The organism is Pseudomonas alvandae (assembly GCF_019141525.1).
GTDB classification, from domain to species: Bacteria; Pseudomonadota; Gammaproteobacteria; order Pseudomonadales; family Pseudomonadaceae; genus Aquipseudomonas; species Aquipseudomonas alvandae.
The window spans coordinates 612,330-631,808 of the sequence record NZ_CP077080.1 but is presented as its reverse complement, the minus strand read 5'-3'; the positions used below and the strand labels follow the sequence as shown (position 1 = coordinate 631,808).

The 19,479-nt window shown below is 61.3% G+C and carries 22 protein-coding genes and 1 tRNA gene; 12 read left to right on the top strand and 11 right to left on the bottom strand.

Annotation, left to right across the window (positions count from 1 at the left end; genetic code table 11):
- Nucleotides 1-170: 170 nt before the first annotated feature.
- Entirely contained in the window at nucleotides 171-611 is a 441-nt protein-coding gene (locus KSS97_RS02815) for a hypothetical protein (RefSeq protein ID WP_217861051.1), read from the bottom strand.
- Between KSS97_RS02815 and trmL the strand changes: the two genes are divergently transcribed.
- Nucleotides 610-1,065: a tRNA (uridine(34)/cytosine(34)/5-carboxymethylaminomethyluridine(34)-2'-O)-methyltransferase TrmL gene (trmL, locus tag KSS97_RS02810; RefSeq protein WP_217861050.1), complete on the top strand. Its 456-nt coding sequence runs from the start codon at nucleotides 610-612 to the stop codon at nucleotides 1,063-1,065. The genes KSS97_RS02815 and trmL overlap by 2 nt on opposite strands.
- A gap of 122 nt (nucleotides 1,066-1,187) precedes the next feature.
- Here the strand turns inward: trmL and secB are convergent, their stop codons facing one another.
- The 3 genes from secB to KSS97_RS02795 are packed head-to-tail and all read right to left on the bottom strand — an operon-like array spanning nucleotide 1,188 to nucleotide 2,377.
- Nucleotides 1,188-1,670: a protein-export chaperone SecB gene (gene secB / locus KSS97_RS02805; protein WP_030141471.1), complete on the bottom strand. Its 483-nt coding sequence runs from the start codon at nucleotides 1,668-1,670 to the stop codon at nucleotides 1,188-1,190.
- 37 nt (nucleotides 1,671-1,707) lie between these two features.
- Nucleotides 1,708-1,962, bottom strand: a complete 255-nt coding sequence (grxC, locus tag KSS97_RS02800; protein ID WP_030141472.1) for a glutaredoxin 3 — start codon at nucleotides 1,960-1,962, stop codon at nucleotides 1,708-1,710.
- Nucleotide 1,963: 1 nt separating this feature from the next.
- Complete coding sequence (locus tag KSS97_RS02795; RefSeq protein WP_030141473.1) at nucleotides 1,964-2,377, bottom strand: rhodanese-like domain-containing protein; 414 nt, start codon at nucleotides 2,375-2,377, stop codon at nucleotides 1,964-1,966.
- 152 nt (nucleotides 2,378-2,529) lie between these two features.
- Between KSS97_RS02795 and gpmI the strand changes: the two genes are divergently transcribed.
- The 4 genes from gpmI (at nucleotide 2,530) to KSS97_RS02775 (ending at nucleotide 7,736) form a co-directional block, all read left to right on the top strand.
- Entirely contained in the window at nucleotides 2,530-4,059 is a 1,530-nt protein-coding gene (gene gpmI, locus KSS97_RS02790; protein WP_198797374.1) for a 2,3-bisphosphoglycerate-independent phosphoglycerate mutase, read from the top strand.
- A gap of 254 nt (nucleotides 4,060-4,313) precedes the next feature.
- Complete coding sequence (locus KSS97_RS02785) at nucleotides 4,314-5,606, top strand: murein hydrolase activator EnvC family protein (RefSeq protein ID WP_198797373.1); 1,293 nt, start codon at nucleotides 4,314-4,316, stop codon at nucleotides 5,604-5,606.
- A 32-nt stretch (nucleotides 5,607-5,638) separates the two neighbouring features.
- Nucleotides 5,639-6,955 carry a S41 family peptidase gene (locus KSS97_RS02780; RefSeq protein ID WP_030141475.1) on the top strand — a complete coding sequence of 439 codons (1,317 nt, stop codon included), beginning with the start codon at nucleotides 5,639-5,641 and terminating at the stop codon, nucleotides 6,953-6,955.
- A gap of 1 nt (nucleotide 6,956) precedes the next feature.
- Nucleotides 6,957-7,736 carry a divergent polysaccharide deacetylase family protein gene (locus KSS97_RS02775; protein ID WP_030141476.1) on the top strand — a complete coding sequence of 260 codons (780 nt, stop codon included), beginning with the start codon at nucleotides 6,957-6,959 and terminating at the stop codon, nucleotides 7,734-7,736.
- A gap of 258 nt (nucleotides 7,737-7,994) precedes the next feature.
- Here KSS97_RS02775 and KSS97_RS02770 read toward each other — a convergent pair whose 3' ends face one another.
- The 7 genes from KSS97_RS02770 to KSS97_RS02740 form a co-directional block, all read right to left on the bottom strand.
- Nucleotides 7,995-8,741, bottom strand: a complete 747-nt coding sequence (locus KSS97_RS02770; protein WP_030141477.1) for a substrate-binding periplasmic protein — start codon at nucleotides 8,739-8,741, stop codon at nucleotides 7,995-7,997.
- 63 nt (nucleotides 8,742-8,804) lie between these two features.
- On the bottom strand, nucleotides 8,805-9,575 hold the full coding sequence (gene hisF / locus KSS97_RS02765) for an imidazole glycerol phosphate synthase subunit HisF (protein WP_003196830.1): 771 nt from the start codon (nucleotides 9,573-9,575) through the stop codon (nucleotides 8,805-8,807).
- A gap of 91 nt (nucleotides 9,576-9,666) precedes the next feature.
- The gene (gene hisA / locus KSS97_RS02760; protein WP_030141478.1) at nucleotides 9,667-10,416 is read right to left on the bottom strand and encodes a 1-(5-phosphoribosyl)-5-[(5-phosphoribosylamino)methylideneamino]imidazole-4-carboxamide isomerase; all 750 of its coding nucleotides are present in this window, start codon (nucleotides 10,414-10,416) and stop codon (nucleotides 9,667-9,669) included.
- A 99-nt stretch (nucleotides 10,417-10,515) separates the two neighbouring features.
- Nucleotides 10,516-10,770, bottom strand: a complete 255-nt coding sequence (locus KSS97_RS02755) for a DUF2164 domain-containing protein (RefSeq protein ID WP_030141479.1) — start codon at nucleotides 10,768-10,770, stop codon at nucleotides 10,516-10,518.
- Complete coding sequence (gene hisH / locus KSS97_RS02750; protein WP_024619262.1) at nucleotides 10,770-11,408, bottom strand: imidazole glycerol phosphate synthase subunit HisH; 639 nt, start codon at nucleotides 11,406-11,408, stop codon at nucleotides 10,770-10,772. Before hisH ends, KSS97_RS02755 begins: the two co-directional genes overlap by 1 nt.
- Nucleotides 11,408-12,001, bottom strand: a complete 594-nt coding sequence (gene hisB / locus KSS97_RS02745) for an imidazoleglycerol-phosphate dehydratase HisB (RefSeq protein WP_003186751.1) — start codon at nucleotides 11,999-12,001, stop codon at nucleotides 11,408-11,410. The genes hisH and hisB overlap by 1 nt, the downstream gene beginning before the upstream one ends.
- 290 nt (nucleotides 12,002-12,291) lie before the next feature.
- Nucleotides 12,292-13,953: an OFA family MFS transporter gene (locus tag KSS97_RS02740; protein ID WP_217861049.1), complete on the bottom strand. Its 1,662-nt coding sequence runs from the start codon at nucleotides 13,951-13,953 to the stop codon at nucleotides 12,292-12,294.
- Between the two features lie 261 nt (nucleotides 13,954-14,214).
- Between KSS97_RS02740 and panM the strand changes: the two genes are divergently transcribed.
- The 7 genes from panM to KSS97_RS02705 all read left to right on the top strand — a co-directional run bounded on the left by panM (nucleotide 14,215) and on the right by KSS97_RS02705 (nucleotide 19,417).
- Nucleotides 14,215-14,613, top strand: a complete 399-nt coding sequence (panM, locus tag KSS97_RS02735; RefSeq protein WP_217861048.1) for an aspartate 1-decarboxylase autocleavage activator PanM — start codon at nucleotides 14,215-14,217, stop codon at nucleotides 14,611-14,613.
- 150 nt (nucleotides 14,614-14,763) lie between these two features.
- Complete coding sequence (locus tag KSS97_RS02730; protein ID WP_198797087.1) at nucleotides 14,764-16,989, top strand: AsmA family protein; 2,226 nt, start codon at nucleotides 14,764-14,766, stop codon at nucleotides 16,987-16,989.
- Complete coding sequence (gene mutY / locus KSS97_RS02725) at nucleotides 16,986-18,053, top strand: A/G-specific adenine glycosylase (protein ID WP_217861047.1); 1,068 nt, start codon at nucleotides 16,986-16,988, stop codon at nucleotides 18,051-18,053. Before KSS97_RS02730 ends, mutY begins: the two co-directional genes overlap by 4 nt.
- Nucleotides 18,050-18,322, top strand: a complete 273-nt coding sequence (locus KSS97_RS02720; protein WP_030141485.1) for an oxidative damage protection protein — start codon at nucleotides 18,050-18,052, stop codon at nucleotides 18,320-18,322. The genes mutY and KSS97_RS02720 overlap by 4 nt, the downstream gene beginning before the upstream one ends.
- A gap of 102 nt (nucleotides 18,323-18,424) precedes the next feature.
- Nucleotides 18,425-18,500: transfer RNA gene (locus tag KSS97_RS02715), tRNA-Phe, on the top strand.
- Between the two features lie 118 nt (nucleotides 18,501-18,618).
- On the top strand, nucleotides 18,619-18,948 hold the full coding sequence (locus KSS97_RS02710; RefSeq protein ID WP_030141486.1) for a DHCW motif cupin fold protein: 330 nt from the start codon (nucleotides 18,619-18,621) through the stop codon (nucleotides 18,946-18,948).
- Nucleotides 18,949-19,009: 61 nt separating this feature from the next.
- On the top strand, nucleotides 19,010-19,417 hold the full coding sequence (locus KSS97_RS02705) for a hypothetical protein (protein WP_030141487.1): 408 nt from the start codon (nucleotides 19,010-19,012) through the stop codon (nucleotides 19,415-19,417).
- Nucleotides 19,418-19,479: the final 62 nt, after the last annotated feature.

Genomic DNA, 19,479 nt, shown 5'->3' with positions numbered 1-19,479 from the left:
AGGCAGGCCGGGGATTCCCCTCTTTTATACCGGGCTCATCTAGCCCACTGTTTTGGGGGCCTTGATACAGGCAGGTCAAGGTTTCCCTTCTTTACACCCAGGGCCCTGCGCCGAGCGCGAGCCCTCCCGTTTTGGGGACCTTGGTACAGGCAGGCCGGGGATTCCCTCTTTTATTGCTCCTGGAGACGGATCTCCAGCCGCCAGCGGTCATCGACTTCGCTGCCGGCCCACTCCCCTCGCAACGGACGCGCCGCCACCAGCGTCAGCAACAAACCCTTGTCACTCAACCGCACCCGCCAATTCACGTCCTTGCCGTTGAGCTTGAGCTGGCCGTTCTGCGGTGAACCCTCTGCGTCGAACAACAGCGCCACCGAGCCGTCGATGATCTCCCCGTGCAACTTGGGTTCGTTGTTGAACCAGGCTACCAGCCCGCCGTTGGTGACCTCGACCTGCTGCAGCACGCTCGGCTCGGGTGTGGTCAGGCGGCCGATCATCAACCCGATCATCATGCCGAAAATCGCCAACGAGCCCATCACCCGAGGCATTAGCTTCGAACGTCGGTCGGTTTGCGGCGTAGAATGCCGCTCATCTTCATCTGCGGAGCCGTGCATGTTTCACGTCATCCTTTTTCAACCGGAAATCCCGCCGAATACCGGCAACGTCATCAGGCTGTGCGCCAACAGTGGCTGCCACCTGCATTTGATCGAACCGCTGGGCTTCGACATGGACGACAAGCGCCTGCGCCGCGCCGGCCTCGACTATCACGAGTATGCCACTTTGCAGCGGCACGCCGACCTGGCCAGTTGCCTGGAGAGCCTGGGGCATCCACGCCTGTTCGCTTTCACTACCAAGGGCTCGCGGCCATTTCACGATGCCAGCTTCGTCGCCGGTGACGCGTTCCTTTTCGGCCCCGAGAGCCGCGGCCTGCCGGCCGAAGTGCTCGACGCCCTGTCGGCGGAACAACGCTTGCGCCTGCCGATGCGCGAAGGCTGTCGCAGCCTGAACCTGTCCAACACCGTGGCGGTAGCGGTTTACGAGGCGTGGCGGCAGAACGGCTTTCAATAACACCGCATAACAAATGTGGGAGCGGGCTTGCTCGCGAAGGCGGAGTGTCAGTTGGCATCAATGTCACTGACCCATAGCCTTCGCGAGCAAGCCCGCTCCCACATTGGACTTGCGTCGACCGTTTACTGAACGGTCGCGCCGCCTTCCTCTTGCATGCGCTGCAGCTCTTGCGCGTACAGGGCATCGAAGTTCACCGGGGCCAGCATCAGCGCCGGGAACGAACCGCGGGTCACCAGGCTGTCCAGGGTTTCGCGAGCGTACGGGAACAGGATGTTCGGGCAGAACGCGCCCAGGGTGTGGCTCATCGAAGCGGCATCGAGGTTCTTGATCAGGAAGATCCCGGCTTGTTGCACTTCGGCAATGAACGCCACTTCGTCACCGTTTTTCACGGTCACCGACAGGGTCAGCACCACTTCGTGGAAGTCATCTTCCAGGGCTTTCTGACGGGTGTTCAGGTCCAGGCCTACGCTCGGCTCCCACTGCTGGCGAAAGATCGCCGGGCTTTTCGGGGCCTCGAAGGACAGGTCGCGGACATAAATGCGCTGCAAGGAGAATTGCGGTGCGGCTTCTTCTTCAGTGGCAGCAGTGTTCTGTTGGTCAGTCATCGCAGATCCTTCTTACTTCAGTTCTGTTGATAGGAATTCAGGCCTTGAGCAGCGCGTCGAGCTTGCCGGCGCGCTCCAGGGCGTACAGATCATCGCAACCGCCCACGTGGGTGTCGCCGATCCAGATCTGCGGCACGGAGGTACGCCGGGCCTTCTGGGTCATTTCGGCGCGCAGTTGCGGCTTGCCGTCGACCTTGATCTCTTCGAAAGCCACGCCTTTGCTCTGGAGCAAGTGCTTGGCTCGGGAGCAATAGGGGCAGTAATCGCTGGAGTAGACAACTACGTGGGGCATTTCACTTCACCAGGGGCAGATTGTCGGCTTTCCAGCTCGCAACGCCACCGGACAGTTTGGCGGCAGTGAAGCCGGACTTCATCAGTTCGCGGGCAAGGGTACCGGCCTGCTGGCCTTGGGCGTCCACCAGGATCAGCGTCTTGGCCTTGTGCTTTTCCAGTTCGCCAACGCGCGCGATCAGTTTGTCCTGCGGAATGTTCAGCGCGCCGACAATGTGACCGGCGGCGTATTCCTTGCTCGGGCGGATATCGACCACCACGCCGGCATCCTTGTTGACCAGCGCGGTCAGTTCGCCAGTGCTCAGGCTGCGTCCGCCGCCCTGCATCGTATGGGCCAACAGCAACGCCAACAGTACGACGAAGATACCGACGAGAATGTAGTGGTTAGTGGCAAATTGAATCAGGTGAGCAACCATCGAAGGAGGTTCCAGGGCGTTAAAATGTCGGCCAGTATACACAGCACACAAGGCCGGCCAAACCCCGCCCGGCGGTGACGGCACCGGAACTTACCTTTAAACTGCCCGTCCCTTTTCCATCGTCTTCTTTCAACCAGCCACGAGTGGATTCCATGACTACCACGCCTAAACCTTTGGTCCTGATGATTCTGGACGGCTTCGGTCACAGTGACAGCCACGAATCCAACGCCGTATACGCGGCCAGCAAGCCTGTACTGGATCGCCTGTGGGCCACCGTGCCGAACGGCTTGATCTCCGGCAGCGGCATGGATGTAGGCCTGCCCGACGGGCAGATGGGCAACTCCGAAGTCGGCCACATGAACCTTGGCGCGGGCCGCGTGGTGTATCAGGACTTCACCCGGGTGACCAAGTCGATCCGCGATGGCGAATTCTTCGAGAACCCGACCATCTGCGCCGCGGTGGATAAAGCCGTGGCCGCCGGCAAGGCCGTGCATTTCATGGGCCTGCTGTCCGATGGCGGTGTGCACAGCCACCAGGATCACCTGGTCGCCATGGCCGAATTGGCCGCCAAGCGCGGCGCCCAAAACATCTACCTGCACGCCTTCCTCGACGGTCGCGACACGCCGCCGAAGAGCGCCGAGTCGTCGATCACGTTGCTGGACGACACCTTCAAGGCGCTGGGCAAGGGCCGGATTGCCAGCCTGATCGGCCGCTACTTCGCCATGGACCGTGACAATCGCTGGGACCGCGTCGCCCAGGCCTACAACCTGATCGTCGACGGCAATGCCGAATTCCACGCCGCCACCGCCCAAGAAGGCCTGCAAGCCGCCTATGAACGCGGCGAAAGCGACGAATTCGTCAAGGCCACCACTATCGGCGAGCCGGTAAAAGTCGAGGACGGCGACGCCGTGGTGTTCATGAACTTCCGCGCCGACCGAGCCCGCGAATTGACCCGTGTATTCGTCGAAGACGATTTCAAGGAGTTCGAGCGCGCCCGCCAGCCGAAACTGGCCGGTTTCGTGATGCTGACCCAATACGCCGCCAGCATTCCCGCGCCATCGGCCTTCGCCGCCGGCAGCCTGGAAAACGTGCTGGGCGATTACCTGGCGAAAAACGGCAAGACCCAGCTGCGCATCGCCGAAACCGAAAAGTACGCCCACGTGACATTCTTCTTCTCCGGCGGCCGTGAAGAACCCTTCCCAGGCGAAGAACGCATCCTGATCCCATCGCCGAAAGTCGCCACCTACGACCTACAGCCGGAAATGAGCGCGCCGGAAGTGACCGACCGCATCGTCGATGCCATCGAGAACCAGCGCTACGACGTGATCGTGGTGAACTACGCCAACGGCGACATGGTCGGCCACAGCGGCGTGTTCGACGCAGCGGTCAAGGCGGTGGAATGCCTGGACACTTGCGTGGGTCGCATCGTCGACGCCCTGGAGAAAGTCGGTGGCGAAGCCCTGATCACGGCGGACCATGGCAACGTCGAGCAGATGTCCGACGAGTCCACCGGCCAGGCCCACACCGCCCATACCACCGAGCCGGTGCCGTTCATCTATGTCGGCAAGCGCGATTTCAAGGTCCGTGACGGCGGCGTGCTGGCTGACGTGGCCCCGACCATGCTGATGTTGCTGGGCATGGAAAAGCCGGCGGAGATGACCGGGACCTCGATCCTGGTCTGACCAGGCGTCGCAGCATTGAGCAGGGCTTTTGTGGCGAGGGAGCTTGCTCCCGTCGCAGATGCTTCTGGCTTGATCTTGTCGAGGGGCTGCTTCGCAGCCCAGCGGGAGCAAGCTCCCTCGCCACAGCAAGCTCGCTCCCACAATGGTTTTTGGTGTTTTTTCGGCCAGTTATCACACAGCCCCAAATGGGCGTTTTTTTTGCAGCGTGGGGCGGGCATACTAGGCCGTCCCTTTCCCTGGTGTCGCCCGCCTCTATGCTTCGCGTCCTGATAGCCCTTGCCCTGACCTGCCTGCTCCAACCGGCCTTCGCCGACGAGCGCGCGCAAACCCAACAACAGTTGGAAGCCACGCGCCAGGACATTGCCGAGCTGAAAAAGCTGCTGAACAAGCTGCAGGAAGAAAAATCCAGCGTGCAGAAAGACCTGCGCGGCACCGAGACCGAGATGGGCAAGCTGGAAAAGCAGGTCGACGCCCTGCAGAAAGAACTGAAGAAAAGCGAATCCGAGCTGCAGCGACTCGATGGTGAGAAAAAAAAACTCCAGAGCGCGCGCACTGAACAGCAAAAGCTGATCGCCATCCAGGCTCGGGCGGCCTACCAGAACGGGCGCCAGGAATACCTCAAGCTGCTGCTCAACCAGCAGAACCCCGAGAAATTCGCCCGCACCCTCACTTATTACGACTACCTGAGCCAGGCCCGCCTGGAGCAGCTCAAGAACTTCAACGAAACCCTGCGCCAGCTGGCCAATGTCGAAAAAGACATCGAGTTGCAGCAAGCCCAGTTGCTGGTGCAGAAAAGCAGCCTCGACACCCAGCGCGAAGAACTCGAAAAGGTCCGCAAGGAGCGCCAGGTGGCCCTGGCCAAGCTCAACGATGACGTAAAGGCCCGAGACAGCAAGCTCAAGGCCCGCGAGCAAGACCAGGCCGAACTGGCCAATGTGTTGAAAACCATCGAAGAAACCCTGGCTCGCCAGGCCCGTGAGGCAGAAGAAGCGCGCCAGAAAGCGCTGATCGCCCAGCAGGAAGCCGAAAAAAAGCGGTTACGTGAAGCCCAGGCCGACGCGGACGCCGGCGACGCACCGCGCAAATCTGCAAAATCCAGCCCCGGCGCACTGGTTTCCAGTGACGGTGAAACCTTCGGCGGCGCTTTTGCTTCGGCCCGAGGCAAACTTCCATGGCCGGTCAATGGTCGATTACTTGCGCGCTTCGGTGAAACCCGCGGCGACGATACCCGCACCAAGTGGGACGGCGTGATGATCAGCGCCTCCGCCGGAAGCCAGGTGCATGCCGTACATGGCGGGCGTGTGGTGTTTGCCGATTGGCTGCGCGGCGCCGGCTTGCTGGTGATCCTCGATCACGGCAATGGATACCTGAGCCTTTACGGCCACAACCAGACCCTGCTCAAATCGGCGGGGGATGTGGTCAAGGCCGGCGAGTCCATCTCAACGGTCGGCAACAGTGGCGGGCAGGATACGCCAGCACTGTATTTCGCTATTCGCCAGCAGGGTCGCCCCAGTGACCCGGCCCAATGGTGTCGTGCGCAAGGATAAGCGCGCCCATCCAACTCAGGAGTTCGTTCGACATGCTGCATTTGTCCCGCCTCACCTCGCTGGCCCTGACGATCGCCCTCGTGATCGGCGCGCCCCTGGCTTTCGCCGCCGAGCCGGCCCCGTCGGCACCCGCCGCCACGGCCGCGACTACCAAGGCACCGTTGCCGCTGGACGAACTGCGCACCTTTGCCGAGGTCATGGACCGGATCAAAGCCGCGTACGTCGAACCGGTGGACGACAAGATGCTGCTGGAAAACGCCATCAAGGGCATGCTCAGCAACCTTGACCCGCACTCCGCCTACCTGGGGCCGGACGACTTTGCCGAACTGCAGGAAAGCACCAGCGGCGAGTTCGGCGGCCTGGGTATCGAGGTCGGCAGCGAAGACGGCTTCGTCAAAGTCGTCTCGCCCATCGACGACACCCCTGCTTCCAAGGCCGGCATCCAGGCCGGTGACTTCATCGTCAAGATCAACGGCCAACCGACACGCGGCCAGAGCATGACCGAAGCCGTGGACAAGATGCGCGGCAAGATCGGCCAGAAGATCACCCTGACCCTGGTACGCGACGGTGGCACGCCGTTCGACGTGACGCTCACGCGGGCGGTCATCCAGGTCAAGAGCGTGAAGAGCCAACTGCTGGAATCAGGCTACGGCTACATCCGCATCACCCAATTCCAGGTCAAGACCGGCGAAGAAGTCGCCAAGGCCCTGGCGAAGCTGCGCAAGGACAACGGCAAGAAACTCAACGGCCTGGTCCTGGACCTGCGCAACAACCCCGGCGGCGTGCTGCAATCAGCGGTGGAAGTGGTGGACCACTTCATCACCAAGGGCTTGATCGTCTACACCAAGGGTCGCATCGCCAATTCCGAACTGCGCTTCTCGGCCACCGGCAACGACCTGAGCGAAGCCGTGCCGTTGGTGGTGCTGATCAATGGCGGCAGCGCCTCGGCTTCGGAAATCGTCGCCGGCGCCCTGCAGGATCAGAAGCGCGGCGTGGTCATGGGCACCACCAGCTTCGGCAAGGGCTCGGTGCAGACCGTGTTGCCGCTGAACAACGACCGCGCCCTGAAGATCACCACCGCGCTGTACTTCACACCGAATGGCCGCTCCATCCAGGCCCAGGGCATCGTCCCAGACATCGAAGTGCGCAAGGCCAAGATCACCAGCGAGGCGGACAGCGAGTACTTCAAGGAAGCCGACCTGCAAGGTCACCTGGGCAATGGCAACGGCGGCGCCGACAAACCGACCGGTTCCGGCACCAAGGCCAAGCCGATGCCGCAGGACGACGATTATCAGTTGGCACAGGCCTTGAGCCTGCTCAAAGGATTGAACATCACGTCCGGCCGCTGAGATGGGCCTGCGTTGCCTCTTCATCCTGCTGTGCCTGCTGGCGGGGGCCGTTGACGCGGCCCCCGCCACACCCTCCTCGCCGCACAAGGCTTACCTGAGCCTGATCATCGACGACCTGGGGCAAAACCTGCCTCGGGATCGCCAGGTCCTGGCCCTCCCCGGCCCGGTCACCGCCGCGATCATGCCTGACACGCCCCACGCCGCCGAATTCGCCCGCGAGGCCCATCGCGCCGGCAAGCTGGTCATGCTGCATATGCCCATGGACCCGGCCACCGGGCCGTTCGCCTGGCATCCGGATTTGCCCATCGAAGAACTGGGCAAGCGCCTCGACGCCGCGTTTGCCGCCGTACCCTACACCTCCGGCATCAACAACCACATGGGCAGCCGCATGACCGCCCAGCCCCAAGCCATGGCGTGGTTGATGGCGAATCTGCAGCAGCGGCACAAGTTTTTCGTCGACAGCCGCACCAGCGCCCAGACCGTCGCTGCCGCCGAAGCGCAGAAGATCGGCCTGGCCAGCGTGTCGCGGGATGTGTTCCTCGATGACGAGCGTACCGAAGCGGCCATCGCCCACCAGCTCCAGACCGCCATCGACCTGGCCCACCGACAGGGCTCGGCCGTGATGATCGGCCATCCCTACCCGCAGACATTGGCGGTACTCGAACGCGAACTGCCCCGGCTCAAGGCGCAGGGCATCGAATGGATCGACATCAAGTCGATGATCAGCCTGCGCAGCAATCGGGCGATGGCCGGGCATGGGAAGGATGGGGTTTATCGGTAGCGACGAGCGCGTTGCCTTCATCGCGAGCAGGCTCGCTCCCACATCGAATCTGTGGCGGCCACCGCATCTGTGAATACCCTGGCAACTTTGTGGGAGCGAGCTTGCTCGCGAAGGGGCCAGCACATTCAACATTCATGCAAGCTGATCCACCGCTTTCGCGAGCAAGCTCGCTCCCACAGGGGACCTGAGGTGGGCACCGCATCGGTGAACACCCTGGCAACCTTGCTCGCCATGGCGACCGCACGGCGAGTGCAACCCTTAGAGATACCGCGCCATGATCGCGTCCACCGCGCCTTCCTTGCGCAATTCATCCAAGGCCTTTTGCAACCGGGCAACCACGTCGTCAGGCACGTCCTTGTTCAAGGCCAGGTACAGCTCGGCACTGTTGAAGCGCAGCACGGTCCTGAGATCGCTGACGCCTTCCTGGCGCGCCAGGTAACGTCCAGCGGGGTCGCCGGTGGCCCATAGGTCGATCTGGCCGTTGACCAGTTTCCTGGCGTTATCCTGATCCCGTAATACGACAATCGGCTTGAGCCCTTGCTTGGCCAACGTCTCGGCAATCGCGTCGCCCTTGTAGGCACCAATCCGGTATTGGCGCGCCTGCTCCAGCGAGCCGAGGGCAATCTTGCTATCAGCCTTGGCGAGCATCACCCAGTCGTCTGGCCCGATGGGACCGACCCATTTGAAGAGTTTTTCACGCTCCGGCAGCCGCGCCATCACGAACACACCGTAACCCGGTTTTTCCAACGCGAGTTTGTAGATTCGCTCCCAGGGAAAACGCAGTGTCAGGCTGTAGGTAATGTCGGCGCGCTTGAAAATCTCTCGGACGATGTCCACGGCAATGCCATGGATGTTTTCGTCCTGGGCGAAGTTCTTGCCGTTCTTGGCCATGTTGTACGGGGGGAAGTTTTCCGTCAGCAACACCAGCGATGTTTCAGCGGCGCGGACAGTGCCGGCGAGCAGCAACGTGGCACCGGCAAAGGCAAGAACGAGGCGTTTGAGCATGTCGGGCTACCGCAATCCATGGTGTGCCCAAGAGTGCCTTGGGCCCGCCATGGTGTCCAGCGGTCAGCGAATGCAGATACCACGATGCGCCATGTAGGCCTTGGCTTCCGGCACGGTGTACTCGCCGAAGTGAAAGATGCTCGCCGCCAGCACTGCACTGGCATGCCCTTCGAGAATACCGTCGGCCAAGTGCTGCAGGTTGCCGACGCCGCCGGAAGCGATCACCGGGATGCCCAAGGCATCGCTGATCGCGCGGGTGACGCCGAGGTCGAAGCCGTTTTTCATGCCGTCCTGATCCATGCTGGTCAGCAGGATTTCACCGGCACCCAGGCCTTCCATCTTCTTTGCCCACTCGACAGCGTCCAGGCCCGTAGGTTTGCGTCCGCCGTGGGTGAAGATTTCCCAGCGCGGGGTTTCGCCCGGGCCGGAGACCTTCTTCGCGTCGATGGCCACGACGATGCACTGCGAGCCGAAATGCTGGGCCGCTTCACCGACGAACTCCGGGTTGAACACCGCCGCAGTGTTGATCGACACCTTGTCCGCGCCGGCATTGAGCAGGTTGCGGATGTCCTGCACGGTGCGCACTCCGCCGCCCACGGTCAGCGGGATGAACACCTGGCTGGCCATGCGCTCGACGGTATGCAGCGTGGTATCGCGGCCATCGACGCTGGCCGTGATATCCAGGAAGGTAATCTCGTCGGCACCCTGCTCGTCGTAGCGACGGGCGATTTCCACCGGGTCGCCGGCGTCACGGATGTTCTCGAACTTGACGCCCTTGACCACCCGGCCGTTGTCCACGTCCAGGCAAGGGATGATGCGTTTGGCCAGCGCCATGGGCTTAATCTCCGATTAAGAGTTGCAAGCTTTAAGCTATAAGCTGCAAGTCAAGCAGATCGCGATCGTGCTTTAACTTGCAGCTTGTGGCTTACAGCTTGGAGCTGTTCGCGTACGAATCGCAGAAGGCCTGGGCCTCGGCGACGTCGAGGGTGCCTTCATAGATCGCACGACCGGTGATTGCACCGATGATGCCCGGCGCCTTGGCGTCGAGCAGCGACTTGATGTCACCCAGGTTATGGATACCACCGGAAGCGATCACCGGGATCTTGGTGGCAGCGGCCAGTGCAGCGGTGAACGGCACGTTGCAGCCCTGCATCATGCCGTCTTTGGCGATATCGGTATAAACGATTGAGGACACGCCGTCGGCTTCAAACTGCTTGGCCAGATCGATGACCTGCACGGTGCTGATTTCAGCCCAGCCATCGGTGGCGACGAAACCGTCCTTGGCATCCAGGCCAACGATGATTTTGCCAGGGAACGCGCGACAGGCTTCGGCAACGAAAGCCGGGTCTTTCACAGCCTTGGTGCCGATGATCACGTAGCTCACGCCAGCCTTGACGTAGTGCTCGATGGTTTCCAGCGAGCGAATGCCGCCCCCGATCTGGATCGGCAGGTTCGGGTAGCGCTTGGCGATGGCCGTGACCACTTCGCCATTGACCGGTTGGCCTTCGAAGGCGCCGTTGAGGTCGACCAGATGCAGACGACGGCAGCCGCCCTCCACCCACTTGGCGGCCATGCTCACCGGGTCATCGGAAAACACCGTGGAGTCTTCCATGCGGCCCTGACGCAGACGGACGCAAGCGCCGTCCTTGAGATCGATAGCGGGGATAATTAGCATGCTTTTCCTTCGTCAAAGAGCTGCAAGCTGCAAGCCATAAGCTGCGAGCAGGCACGCGTTCCAATACTTGCAGCTTCAAGCTTGAAGCTTGCCGCTGCTCTAATTCTTCTCAAGCGCCCACAAGTCGCTTTCAATGCTTTCGAACCTTTCTTTAAGGTGCGCCTGCACATCGAAAATCGCCCTGTTGTAATAGTGCGGAGCAATTTCGCGGGTAAACAGGTCAAGAATTTCCGCCGCTTCGAACGAACCCAGGTCCAGTTCGAAACGCTCCTCCATGAACCGCTGGATCTTGCGGTTCGCTTCACTTTCCTGTTCAGGCGTGAGGGTGAGGATCGGCGGTTTCTTGCGGGCCATTACCAGCGACCGTCCCACGCCGCGAAGTTCTGCAGCAACTGCAGGCCATGGGTATGGCTCTTCTCCGGGTGGAACTGCACGGCGAAGCGCGAACCATCGGCCAGGGCCGCGGCGAAATCGACGCCATAGTGACCGCTGCCCACCACCTGTCGCGCGTTGCCGGCGGCGATGTAGTAGCTGTGCACGAAGTAGAAGCGCGCCAGGTCCGGGATGTTGTGCCACAGCGGATGATCGACCGTCTGCTTCACTTCGTTCCAGCCCATGTGCGGGACCTTCAGGTGTTCGCCGTCTTCGTGCAGGCCCTTGCCGAAAAACTTCACCTGGCCGGGGAACAGCGAGATGCAATCGACGCCGTCGTTCTCTTCACTGCGATCGAGCAAGGCTTGCATGCCCACGCAGATGCCGAGGAACGGACGGTCCTGGCTGACTTCGTGCACCAGCTTGTCGAAGCCCAGGCGGCGAATCTCGGCCATGCAATCGCGAATCGCACCGACGCCGGGGAATACCACCCGGTCGGCTTCGCGAATCACGTCGGCATCGCTGGTGATCAACACCTTGCCGGCGCCCACGTGCTCGAGGGCCTTGGCCACCGAGTGCAGGTTGCCCATGCCGTAGTCGATAACCGCAACCGTCTGCATTACAGCACGCCCTTGGTGGAAGGCATCTGGCCGGCCATGCGGTCATCGAGCTCGACGGCCATGCGCAGCGCGCGGCCGAATGCCTTGAACACGGTTTCGATCTGGTGGTGGGTGTTGTGCCCGCGCAGGTTGTCGATGTGCAGGGTCACGTTGGCGTGGTTGACGAAGCCCTGGAAGAATTCCTGGAACAGGTCGACGTCGAAGCCGCCGACGGTAGCGCGGGTGTAGGGCACATGCATCTGCAGGCCAGGGCGGCCGGAGAAGTCGATGACCACGCGCGACAGTGCTTCATCGAGCGGCACGTAGGCATGGCCGTAGCGACGAATGCCCTTCTTGTCGCCGATGGCTTTGGTAAAGGCCTGGCCCAGGGTGATCCCGACGTCTTCCACCGTGTGGTGGTCGTCGATGTGCAGGTCGCCCTTGCTGACAATATCCAGGTCGATCAGCCCGTGACGGGCGATCTGGTCCAGCATGTGCTCAAGAAAAGGCACGCCAATATCAAACCGGGCCTTTCCGGTGCCATCCAGGTTGATCGAGGCTTTGATCTGGGTTTCCAGAGTGTCGCGCTCGACAGACGCCTTACGTTCGGCCATCACCAGCTCCGCAAAATCATTGGGCGAAAAAGGCAGCCATTATAGGGGCGTGAGCGGCAAACAGAAACAAAAGAGGTGACATCACTGACGGGCTGAAACCCATATGGTCGGGGATAGACATGTGCATACAAGCCTTTGCCATCACCCATAACGACTGTGGGAGCGAGCTTGCTCGCGATAGCGGTGGGTCAGCAGACAATGATGTCGACTGACACGCCCCCATCGCGAGCAAGCTCGCTCCCACAAGGCTGGCCCCTCTCCAATGGATTCGGGCCTATTCACATTGTCGCTTAGTGGAACAACACCGCCGTCTTCTGCAGGGTCACCCACACACCCCACGCCAACGGAATGCCCACCACCAGCCAGGCGGCGATCGCCAGGGGCTTGGTGCCCGGCGCGGCTTTCCATTCCAGCGAAGTGGTGCTGTCGGCGCCCTTGTCATGGCCCAGCGCCTGTTCGGCGGCCAGTTCGGCGTCGGTCATGAAGTACTTGTCGGCGACCGGACGAACCATCAGGTTGCACAGGAAGCCCAGCACCAGCAGGCCGGCGAGGATGTACAAGGTGATGTCATAGGCCGCGGCGCGTTCAACGCCGATGCTCAGTTGATATTCACGCAGGTAGTTCACCAGCACCGGACCCAGCACGCCTGCTGCCGCCCAAGCCGTCAACAGACGACCGTGGATCGCGCCAACCATTTGCGTACCGAACAGGTCCGCCAGGTAGGCCGGCACAGTGGCAAAGCCGCCGCCGTACATCGACAGGATGATGCAGAACGCCGCCACGAACAGCGCGATGCTGCCCAGGTGACCCAGGTTAGGGATCAGCGAGTACAGCGCAACACCCAGGGCGAAGAACACGAAGTAGGTATTTTTACGGCCCAGGTAGTCCGAGAAGGACGCCCAGAAGAACCGGCCACCGATGTTGAACAAGCTCAGCAGCCCGGTGAAACCGGCCGCAATGGCGGCGATCTGGCCCAGTTGCGCAGCGTCCAGCTGACCGAACGGCAGGTCATTGCCGAGCAATTTGCCACCGAACACTTCCTGCAACAGTGGCGAAGCCATGCCGAGGATGCCGATACCGGCGGATACGTTCAGGCACAGCACCAGCCATACCAGGCGGAATTGCGGGGTTTTCCAGGCAACGTTCACGTGAACGTGGCGATGGGTGATCATCGCGTTCGCGGCTTTCTTCGGTGCCGGGGTCCAGCCTTCAGGCTTCCAGCCGGTTGGTGGGACGCGGTACGACAGGGCGCCACCGATCATGAACACGAAGTAGATCGCAGCCATCACCAGGAAGCTCTGCCATACACCGACCTCGGTCGGCGAAGCGAAATGGCTCATCAACGCGGCCGCCAGTGGAGCACCGACCATCGCGCCGCCACCGAAGCCCATGATTGCCATGCCGGTCGCCATGCCGCGCTTGTCCGGGAACCACTTGATCAGCGTGGACACTGGCGAGATGTAGCCCAGGCCCAGGCCGATACCACCGATCACACCAGAGCCGACCCACATCAGCCAGATCTGGTGGGTATAGATGCCCAGCGCGGAAATCAACAGGCCGCCGCACCAGCACAGGGCCGAGACAACGCCAGCCTTGCGCGGACCGGCGTGTTCCAGCCAGCCGCCCCAGATGGCCGCCGAGCAACCCAGGAAGATGAAGAACAGGGTGTAGATCCAGCCGAGCATCGAGATCGGCCAGTCACATTGGGACGAAAAGATTTGCGAGATAAAACTCATATCCGGTGCACAGGCCACAGGCTTGGTGATACCCAAGGCCTTGGACAGCGGCAACCAGAACACCGAGAAGCCATAGGCCATGCCGATGCAGAGGTGGATGGCCAGCGCGGCCGGTGGAACCAGCCAGCGGTTGAAGCCGGGCTTGGCGATAATGCGTTCCTTGGAGAGGAACGCAGGCTGGTCGGCGACGCCGCCGGCCGTAATGCTTGTGCTCATTGTGTATCCCCCAGTTATTAGAATGGTTCGCCAGCCACACTTCACCCTCAGCCTTCATTGCACGCAGGCATGACTGTATTTTGCAGTGAAGCTCCATTTTAGTGCGACATCACGCCGCAGAAGGACGGACGAACTGACAAAGGTTACCATTTGCTCGTGACAGAAAAACCAAAGTGCTATCACCTTTTTCCTGTCATTCGTCTTATCGCGCCTCTGCCCGCTTTCTGTAGGGGGCCATGCGTTTATTTTTCAGGAATTTCCATGCCCATCGTTGTCGAGCACCTGGAACAAGCCACTCAACAGGACCAGCAGGACCTGCAGAAAATCTATCGGGACGCGCCCGCCTGGCTGTTCGAGCCGTTCAGCGACGCCACGCAATTGATCGGAGAATGCCTGGCGGAAGATTCGTTGATCGCGGCACGCTTCAATGATCGCCTGCTCGGGGCCGCACGGCTGCAACGGCACCAGGACGCCTGGCGCTTGTCCCACCTATGCGTACGAAATATCACGCGCCGTCGTGGCGTGGCTGAACGGCTGGTGAGCGAAGCCCGGAGGATGGCCCAGCAAGATAATGCCGAGCTTCGACTTCAGGCGCCGGCCGGGCATCTGGAAGTCCAGGCACTGGCGGCGAAATTGAAATTGCCGCTGGATATTTGCTAGCGGTCCCATGGCGAGGGAGCAAGCTCCCTCGCCACGGGACCGCATCCGGCCGGTTAACGGCAGGTCGAAAAATCGATCACCCAACGCTCCACCAACCCGGGACGTTATACTCCCAGGCAAAATTTGAACTCAACCTACAAGGATTCGCCCATGAAAGCGTTCGGCAAAATCCTGGGTCTGGTACTTCTCGGGCTGTTGCTGATCATCGTGGCCCTGGGCTTTGCCCTGACCCACCTCTTCGATCCCAACGACTACAAGGAAGAAATTCGCCAGATAGCCCGCGACAAAGCCCACATCGAGCTGACGCTCAATGGGGATATTGGCTGGAGTCTGTTCCCATGGCTGGGCCTGGAACTGCACGAAGCCAGCGTCGCCACCCTGGCCAATCCGACGCAGCCTTTCGCCGACTTGCAGATGCTCGGCCTGTCGGTGCGGGTCATGCCGTTGCTGCGCCGCGAAGTGCAGATGAGCGATGTCCGGGTCGAAGGCCTGAACCTGCGCCTCAACCGTGACAAGAATGGCCACGGTAACTGGCAGGACATCGGCAAGGCGCCCGCGTCCGCGCCAACCAAGGACGCGCCGACGCCGGTCGAACAGCCCGCCCCACCGGCCAACGCACCTGCAGAAAAACCCGCGCAGCCGACGCGCCTGGACATCGACAGCCTGACCGTCAACAACGCCCGGGTCGAGTACACCGACGAACAGACCGGCAAACAGTTCACTGCCGAAAGTATCCAGTTGAGCACCGGCCCGGTCCATGACTCGACCAACATCCCGGTCACCCTCACGGCGTTCCTGTCGAGCAACCAGCCCGCCGTGCGCGTGCGCACCGAAATGACCGGCGAGCTGCGCTTCGAACGCGCCGTGCAGCGCTATCGATTCGAAGACCTGAAGTTGTCCGGCGAAGCCACCGGCGATCCGCTGCAGGGCAAGACAGTCAGTTTCGCAGCCCAAGGCCAATTGTCCCTGGACCGAGCGGCAAATGTCGCGGAATGGACCGGCATCAAGCTTTCCCTTAACCAGTTGCGCGCGTTGGGCGAGCTGAAAGTCAACGATCTCGACAAGACGCCGCAACTGAACGGCGGCATTTCGATCGCCCAGTTCGACCTCGCAAGTTTCGTCGACAGTGTCGGTCAGAAACTCCCGGCCATGGCGGAAGGCAGCCTGACCAAGGTCGAACTGGCGAGCCGCGTTGCAGCCACGCCAACCAGCGTCGAATTCAACGACATCAATCTCAAACTGGATGAAAGCAACTTCAGCGGCCGTATCGCCGTGGAGGATTTCGCCAAGCAGTCGCTTCGCGCGCAGCTCAAGGCCGACACCTTCAATGTCGATCGCTACTTGCCACCCAAGTCCGCCGAAGCCGACAGCGCCAAGGCAGCCCGTGAAGCGGAAGTCAGCAACACCGAGGCCAGCGCCATGGCCGGTGCTGGCAGCACCCCGCTGCCCAGCGCCCCGACCCAGGGCGCCTGGAGCAATGACCGGCTGTTCCCGGTGGAGCGCCTGAGCAAGCTGGATATCGATGCCGACCTGACCTTCGGCCAGCTGACCCTCGACAAGCTGCCGATCCAGAATGCCGCCCTCAAGGCCTCTGGCCAAGGCGGTCTGCTGACCCTGGAGAATCTGCGGGGCGACCTGTACAGCGGCAACTTCGAGGCCAAGGGCACGTTGGACGTCCGCCAGCCCACGCCACAGCTGGGCCTGCAAACCAAGATCAACCGGGTGCCGGCTGAAAAGATCATCGAAAGCCAGGGCAAGAATCCACCCGTCAAGGGACTGGTCACGCTCAACAGCGCAATAACCGCCAATGGCAACAGTCAGAAGGCCCTGATCGACAGCCTCAACGGCAACGCCGGATTCGTCATCAACGACGGCGTGCTGCTCAACGCCAACCTTGAGCAGCAATTGTGCAAAGGCATCGCCACGCTGAACCGCAAGACGCTCAGCGGCGAACCGCGAGGCAAGGACACGCCGTTCCGGCAGCTCAACGGTAACCTCACGTTCAACAACGGCGTTGCCAGCAACCCGGACCTGAAAGTGCGCATCCCCGGCATGACCGTCAACGGCAATGGCGACATCGACCTGCGCGTGCTGGGCATGGACTACCGCGTCGGGGTCATCGTCGAAGGCGACAAGAGCGACATGCCCGACCCGGCCTGCCAGGTCAACGAACGCTACGTCGACGTCGAATGGCCGTTGCGCTGCCGTGGCCCACTGGAGCTGGGTGCGAAGGCGTGCCGCCTGGACAACGACGGGCTGGGCAAGGTCGCGGCAAAACTGGCCGGCGATCGTCTCGGCGACAAGATCGATGAGAAGCTGGGCGACAAGGTCAGTCCCGAGCTGAAAGACGCGCTCAAGGGGCTGTTCAAGCGATGACATCCGAGCAGTTTTCCACCGCCGTACTGGATTGGTTCGACCATCACGGACGCCATGACCTGCCTTGGCAACAAGGCATCAACCCCTATCGGGTGTGGGTCTCGGAGATCATGTTGCAGCAGACCCAGGTCAGCACCGTGCTCGGTTATTTCGATCGTTTCATGGCCGCGCTGCCCACCGTCGAAGCCCTCGCCGCCGCGCCGGAGGATGAAGTGCTGCACCTGTGGACCGGACTGGGTTATTACACTCGTGCACGCAACCTGCAGAAATCCGCGAAAATCGTTGTCGAGCAATACGGTGGCGAATTCCCCCGGGACGTGGAAAAACTCACCGAACTGCCGGGAATCGGCCTGTCCACCGCAGGCGCTATCGCCAGCATCAGCATGGGCCTGCGGGCGCCGATCCTCGATGGCAACGTCAAGCGGGTGCTAGCGCGCTTCACCGCCCAGGAAGGCTACCCGGGCGAGCCCAAGGTGGCGAAACAGCTATGGGCGACTGCCGAGCGCTTCACCCCACAGGATCGCGTCAACGCCTACACCCAGGCGATGATGGACCTGGGCGCCACACTCTGCACCCGCAGCAAGCCCAGTTGCCTGCTCTGCCCGCTGAAACAGGGCTGTGAAGCACACATGCTGGGCCTGGAAACCCGTTATCCGATTCCCAAGCCGCGCAAGGAAGTGCCGAAGAAGCGCACCTTGATGCCCATGCTGGCTAACCGCGAGGGCGCCATCTTGCTTTATCGCCGTCCTTCCACCGGTCTGTGGGGTGGATTGTGGAGCCTGCCGGAGCTCGACGACCTGGAGGATCTGCAACATCTGGCCTCGCAACATGCCTTGGAGCTGGGCCAGCAACAGGCAATGCCGAGCCTGATACACACTTTCAGCCATTTCCAGCTGGCCATCGAACCCTGGCTGGTCCGGGTCCGGGAAACCGGCCATCACGTGGCCGAGGCCGACTGGCTCTGGTATAACCTCGCCACCCCGCCGCGCCTGGGCCTAGCTACCCCGGTCAAGACGTTGCTTGAACGCGCGGCCGCCGTATTGAACGCAGGAGAGTTGCAATGACCCGCACCATCATGTGCCGCAAGTACAAAGAACAACTGGAAGGCCTGGAGCGCGCACCATTCCCCGGCGCCAAGGGCCAGGACATCTACGACAACGTTTCGGCCAAGGCCTGGGGCGACTGGCAGAAACACCAGACACTGCTGATCAACGAAAAACGCCTGAACATGATGAACGCCGAAGACCGCAAGTACCTTCAAGGCGAGATGGAAAAGTTCTTTTCCGGCGAAGAATACGCCAAGGCGGAAGGCTACGTGCCGCCGTCCGAATAAGCCGTCCAGCGCGGGGGCGAATCGTAAGCGACGGTAATAATTAAATATTTTTTGATAACTCGCTTGACGCCCCCCTGAAAAACCCGTTTAATGCGCCCCGTTGCCCAGATAGCTCAGTCGGTAGAGCAGGGGATTGAAAATCCCCGTGTCGGCGGTTCGATTCCGTCTCTGGGCACCAAATACCGAAAACCCCGATCAAGAAATTGATCGGGGTTTTTTATTGCCTGTGATTTTCTTTCCTGTGGCCGGGCGACTCCGCTACATTCGTCCGCTCCCCTCCTCGCAAGCGAGTCGCCATGGATATCACCGGCATCCCCTTCGGCACCACCGATTGGTCAACGATCGAGCCCACCGAACATAAAGGCATCACCGGGACCGCCTATTGGCGCACGCAGCAATTCGGGAACATCCGGGTGCGGATGGTGGAGTACACGGCGGGTTACTTGGCCGATCATTGGTGCACCAAGGGCCACATCCTGTTTTGCCTCAAGGGTGAGTTGAACACCGAGCTCGAAGATGGCCGGCAATTTCTGCTCAAGCCAGGCATGAGCTACCAAGTGGCCGACCAGGCCGAGCCCCATCGCTCCTCGACCTCACCTGGGGCCACGCTCTTCATAGTCGATTGAGATTCGAAGCGTTCGCCATGAAGCTGTAGGATAAGCAGCCTTATTCATCAGGAATCCGACCATGTCATCGGCGAACAAGCAGCAGAAACGCAACCAGCGCGCCAAGGCGAAAGCCAAGAAGAACCGCATTCAGCGAGCTGCTGCGCCGAACGATTTCCTGGACCCGAACGATGAACGCATCGATCTGGAAACCGTGGACTTGTCAGATTTGTTCCGAATCATGAGCGCCGCCGAAAAGGTCAGTCAGCAGGCGATGTGCGAAGCATTCCTGGCGCACCCACTGCTGGCGCTCGTGCTGGAACAGGAAGGTGAGGAAGAAGCGACCGACTTCATCATTACCGCATTGATCGAATACCGTCGCCTGACCACCGGAGTCGACGAACAGGCCGCGCTGGATTGGGTGGAAAGCAAGCCATTCCAGGCCGATTACGTGGCTGCGTCCCAGGCGCTTACTCTAGGCCAGGACTGATCATCACGCCGCCAGCGCTTTCGCAATGAAAGCGTTGGCGGTGGATGACAATCTCTAAGGAT

Bases quoted from the DNA above. Each gene is read 5' to 3' on its own strand.
- trmL (WP_217861050.1), top strand. From the start codon at position 610: ATGTTTCACGTCATCCTTTTTCAACCGGAAATCCCGCCGAATACCGGC.
- KSS97_RS02815 (WP_217861051.1), bottom strand. From the start codon at position 611: ATGCACGGCTCCGCAGATGAAGATGAGCGGCATTCTACGCCGCAAACC.
- secB (WP_030141471.1), bottom strand. From the start codon at position 1,670: ATGACTGACCAACAGAACACTGCTGCCACTGAAGAAGAAGCCGCACCG.
- grxC (WP_030141472.1), bottom strand. From the start codon at position 1,962: ATGCCCCACGTAGTTGTCTACTCCAGCGATTACTGCCCCTATTGCTCC.
- KSS97_RS02795 (WP_030141473.1), bottom strand. From the start codon at position 2,377: ATGGTTGCTCACCTGATTCAATTTGCCACTAACCACTACATTCTCGTC.
- gpmI (WP_198797374.1), top strand. From the start codon at position 2,530: ATGACTACCACGCCTAAACCTTTGGTCCTGATGATTCTGGACGGCTTC.
- KSS97_RS02785 (WP_198797373.1), top strand. From the start codon at position 4,314: ATGCTTCGCGTCCTGATAGCCCTTGCCCTGACCTGCCTGCTCCAACCG.
- KSS97_RS02780 (WP_030141475.1), top strand. From the start codon at position 5,639: ATGCTGCATTTGTCCCGCCTCACCTCGCTGGCCCTGACGATCGCCCTC.
- KSS97_RS02775 (WP_030141476.1), top strand. From the start codon at position 6,957: ATGGGCCTGCGTTGCCTCTTCATCCTGCTGTGCCTGCTGGCGGGGGCC.
- KSS97_RS02770 (WP_030141477.1), bottom strand. From the start codon at position 8,741: ATGCTCAAACGCCTCGTTCTTGCCTTTGCCGGTGCCACGTTGCTGCTC.
- hisF (WP_003196830.1), bottom strand. From the start codon at position 9,575: ATGGCGCTGGCCAAACGCATCATCCCTTGCCTGGACGTGGACAACGGC.
- hisA (WP_030141478.1), bottom strand. From the start codon at position 10,416: ATGCTAATTATCCCCGCTATCGATCTCAAGGACGGCGCTTGCGTCCGT.
- KSS97_RS02755 (WP_030141479.1), bottom strand. From the start codon at position 10,770: ATGGCCCGCAAGAAACCGCCGATCCTCACCCTCACGCCTGAACAGGAA.
- hisH (WP_024619262.1), bottom strand. From the start codon at position 11,408: ATGCAGACGGTTGCGGTTATCGACTACGGCATGGGCAACCTGCACTCG.
- hisB (WP_003186751.1), bottom strand. From the start codon at position 12,001: ATGGCCGAACGTAAGGCGTCTGTCGAGCGCGACACTCTGGAAACCCAG.
- KSS97_RS02740 (WP_217861049.1), bottom strand. From the start codon at position 13,953: ATGAGCACAAGCATTACGGCCGGCGGCGTCGCCGACCAGCCTGCGTTC.
- panM (WP_217861048.1), top strand. From the start codon at position 14,215: ATGCCCATCGTTGTCGAGCACCTGGAACAAGCCACTCAACAGGACCAG.
- KSS97_RS02730 (WP_198797087.1), top strand. From the start codon at position 14,764: ATGAAAGCGTTCGGCAAAATCCTGGGTCTGGTACTTCTCGGGCTGTTG.
- mutY (WP_217861047.1), top strand. From the start codon at position 16,986: ATGACATCCGAGCAGTTTTCCACCGCCGTACTGGATTGGTTCGACCAT.
- KSS97_RS02720 (WP_030141485.1), top strand. From the start codon at position 18,050: ATGACCCGCACCATCATGTGCCGCAAGTACAAAGAACAACTGGAAGGC.
- KSS97_RS02710 (WP_030141486.1), top strand. From the start codon at position 18,619: ATGGATATCACCGGCATCCCCTTCGGCACCACCGATTGGTCAACGATC.
- KSS97_RS02705 (WP_030141487.1), top strand. From the start codon at position 19,010: ATGTCATCGGCGAACAAGCAGCAGAAACGCAACCAGCGCGCCAAGGCG.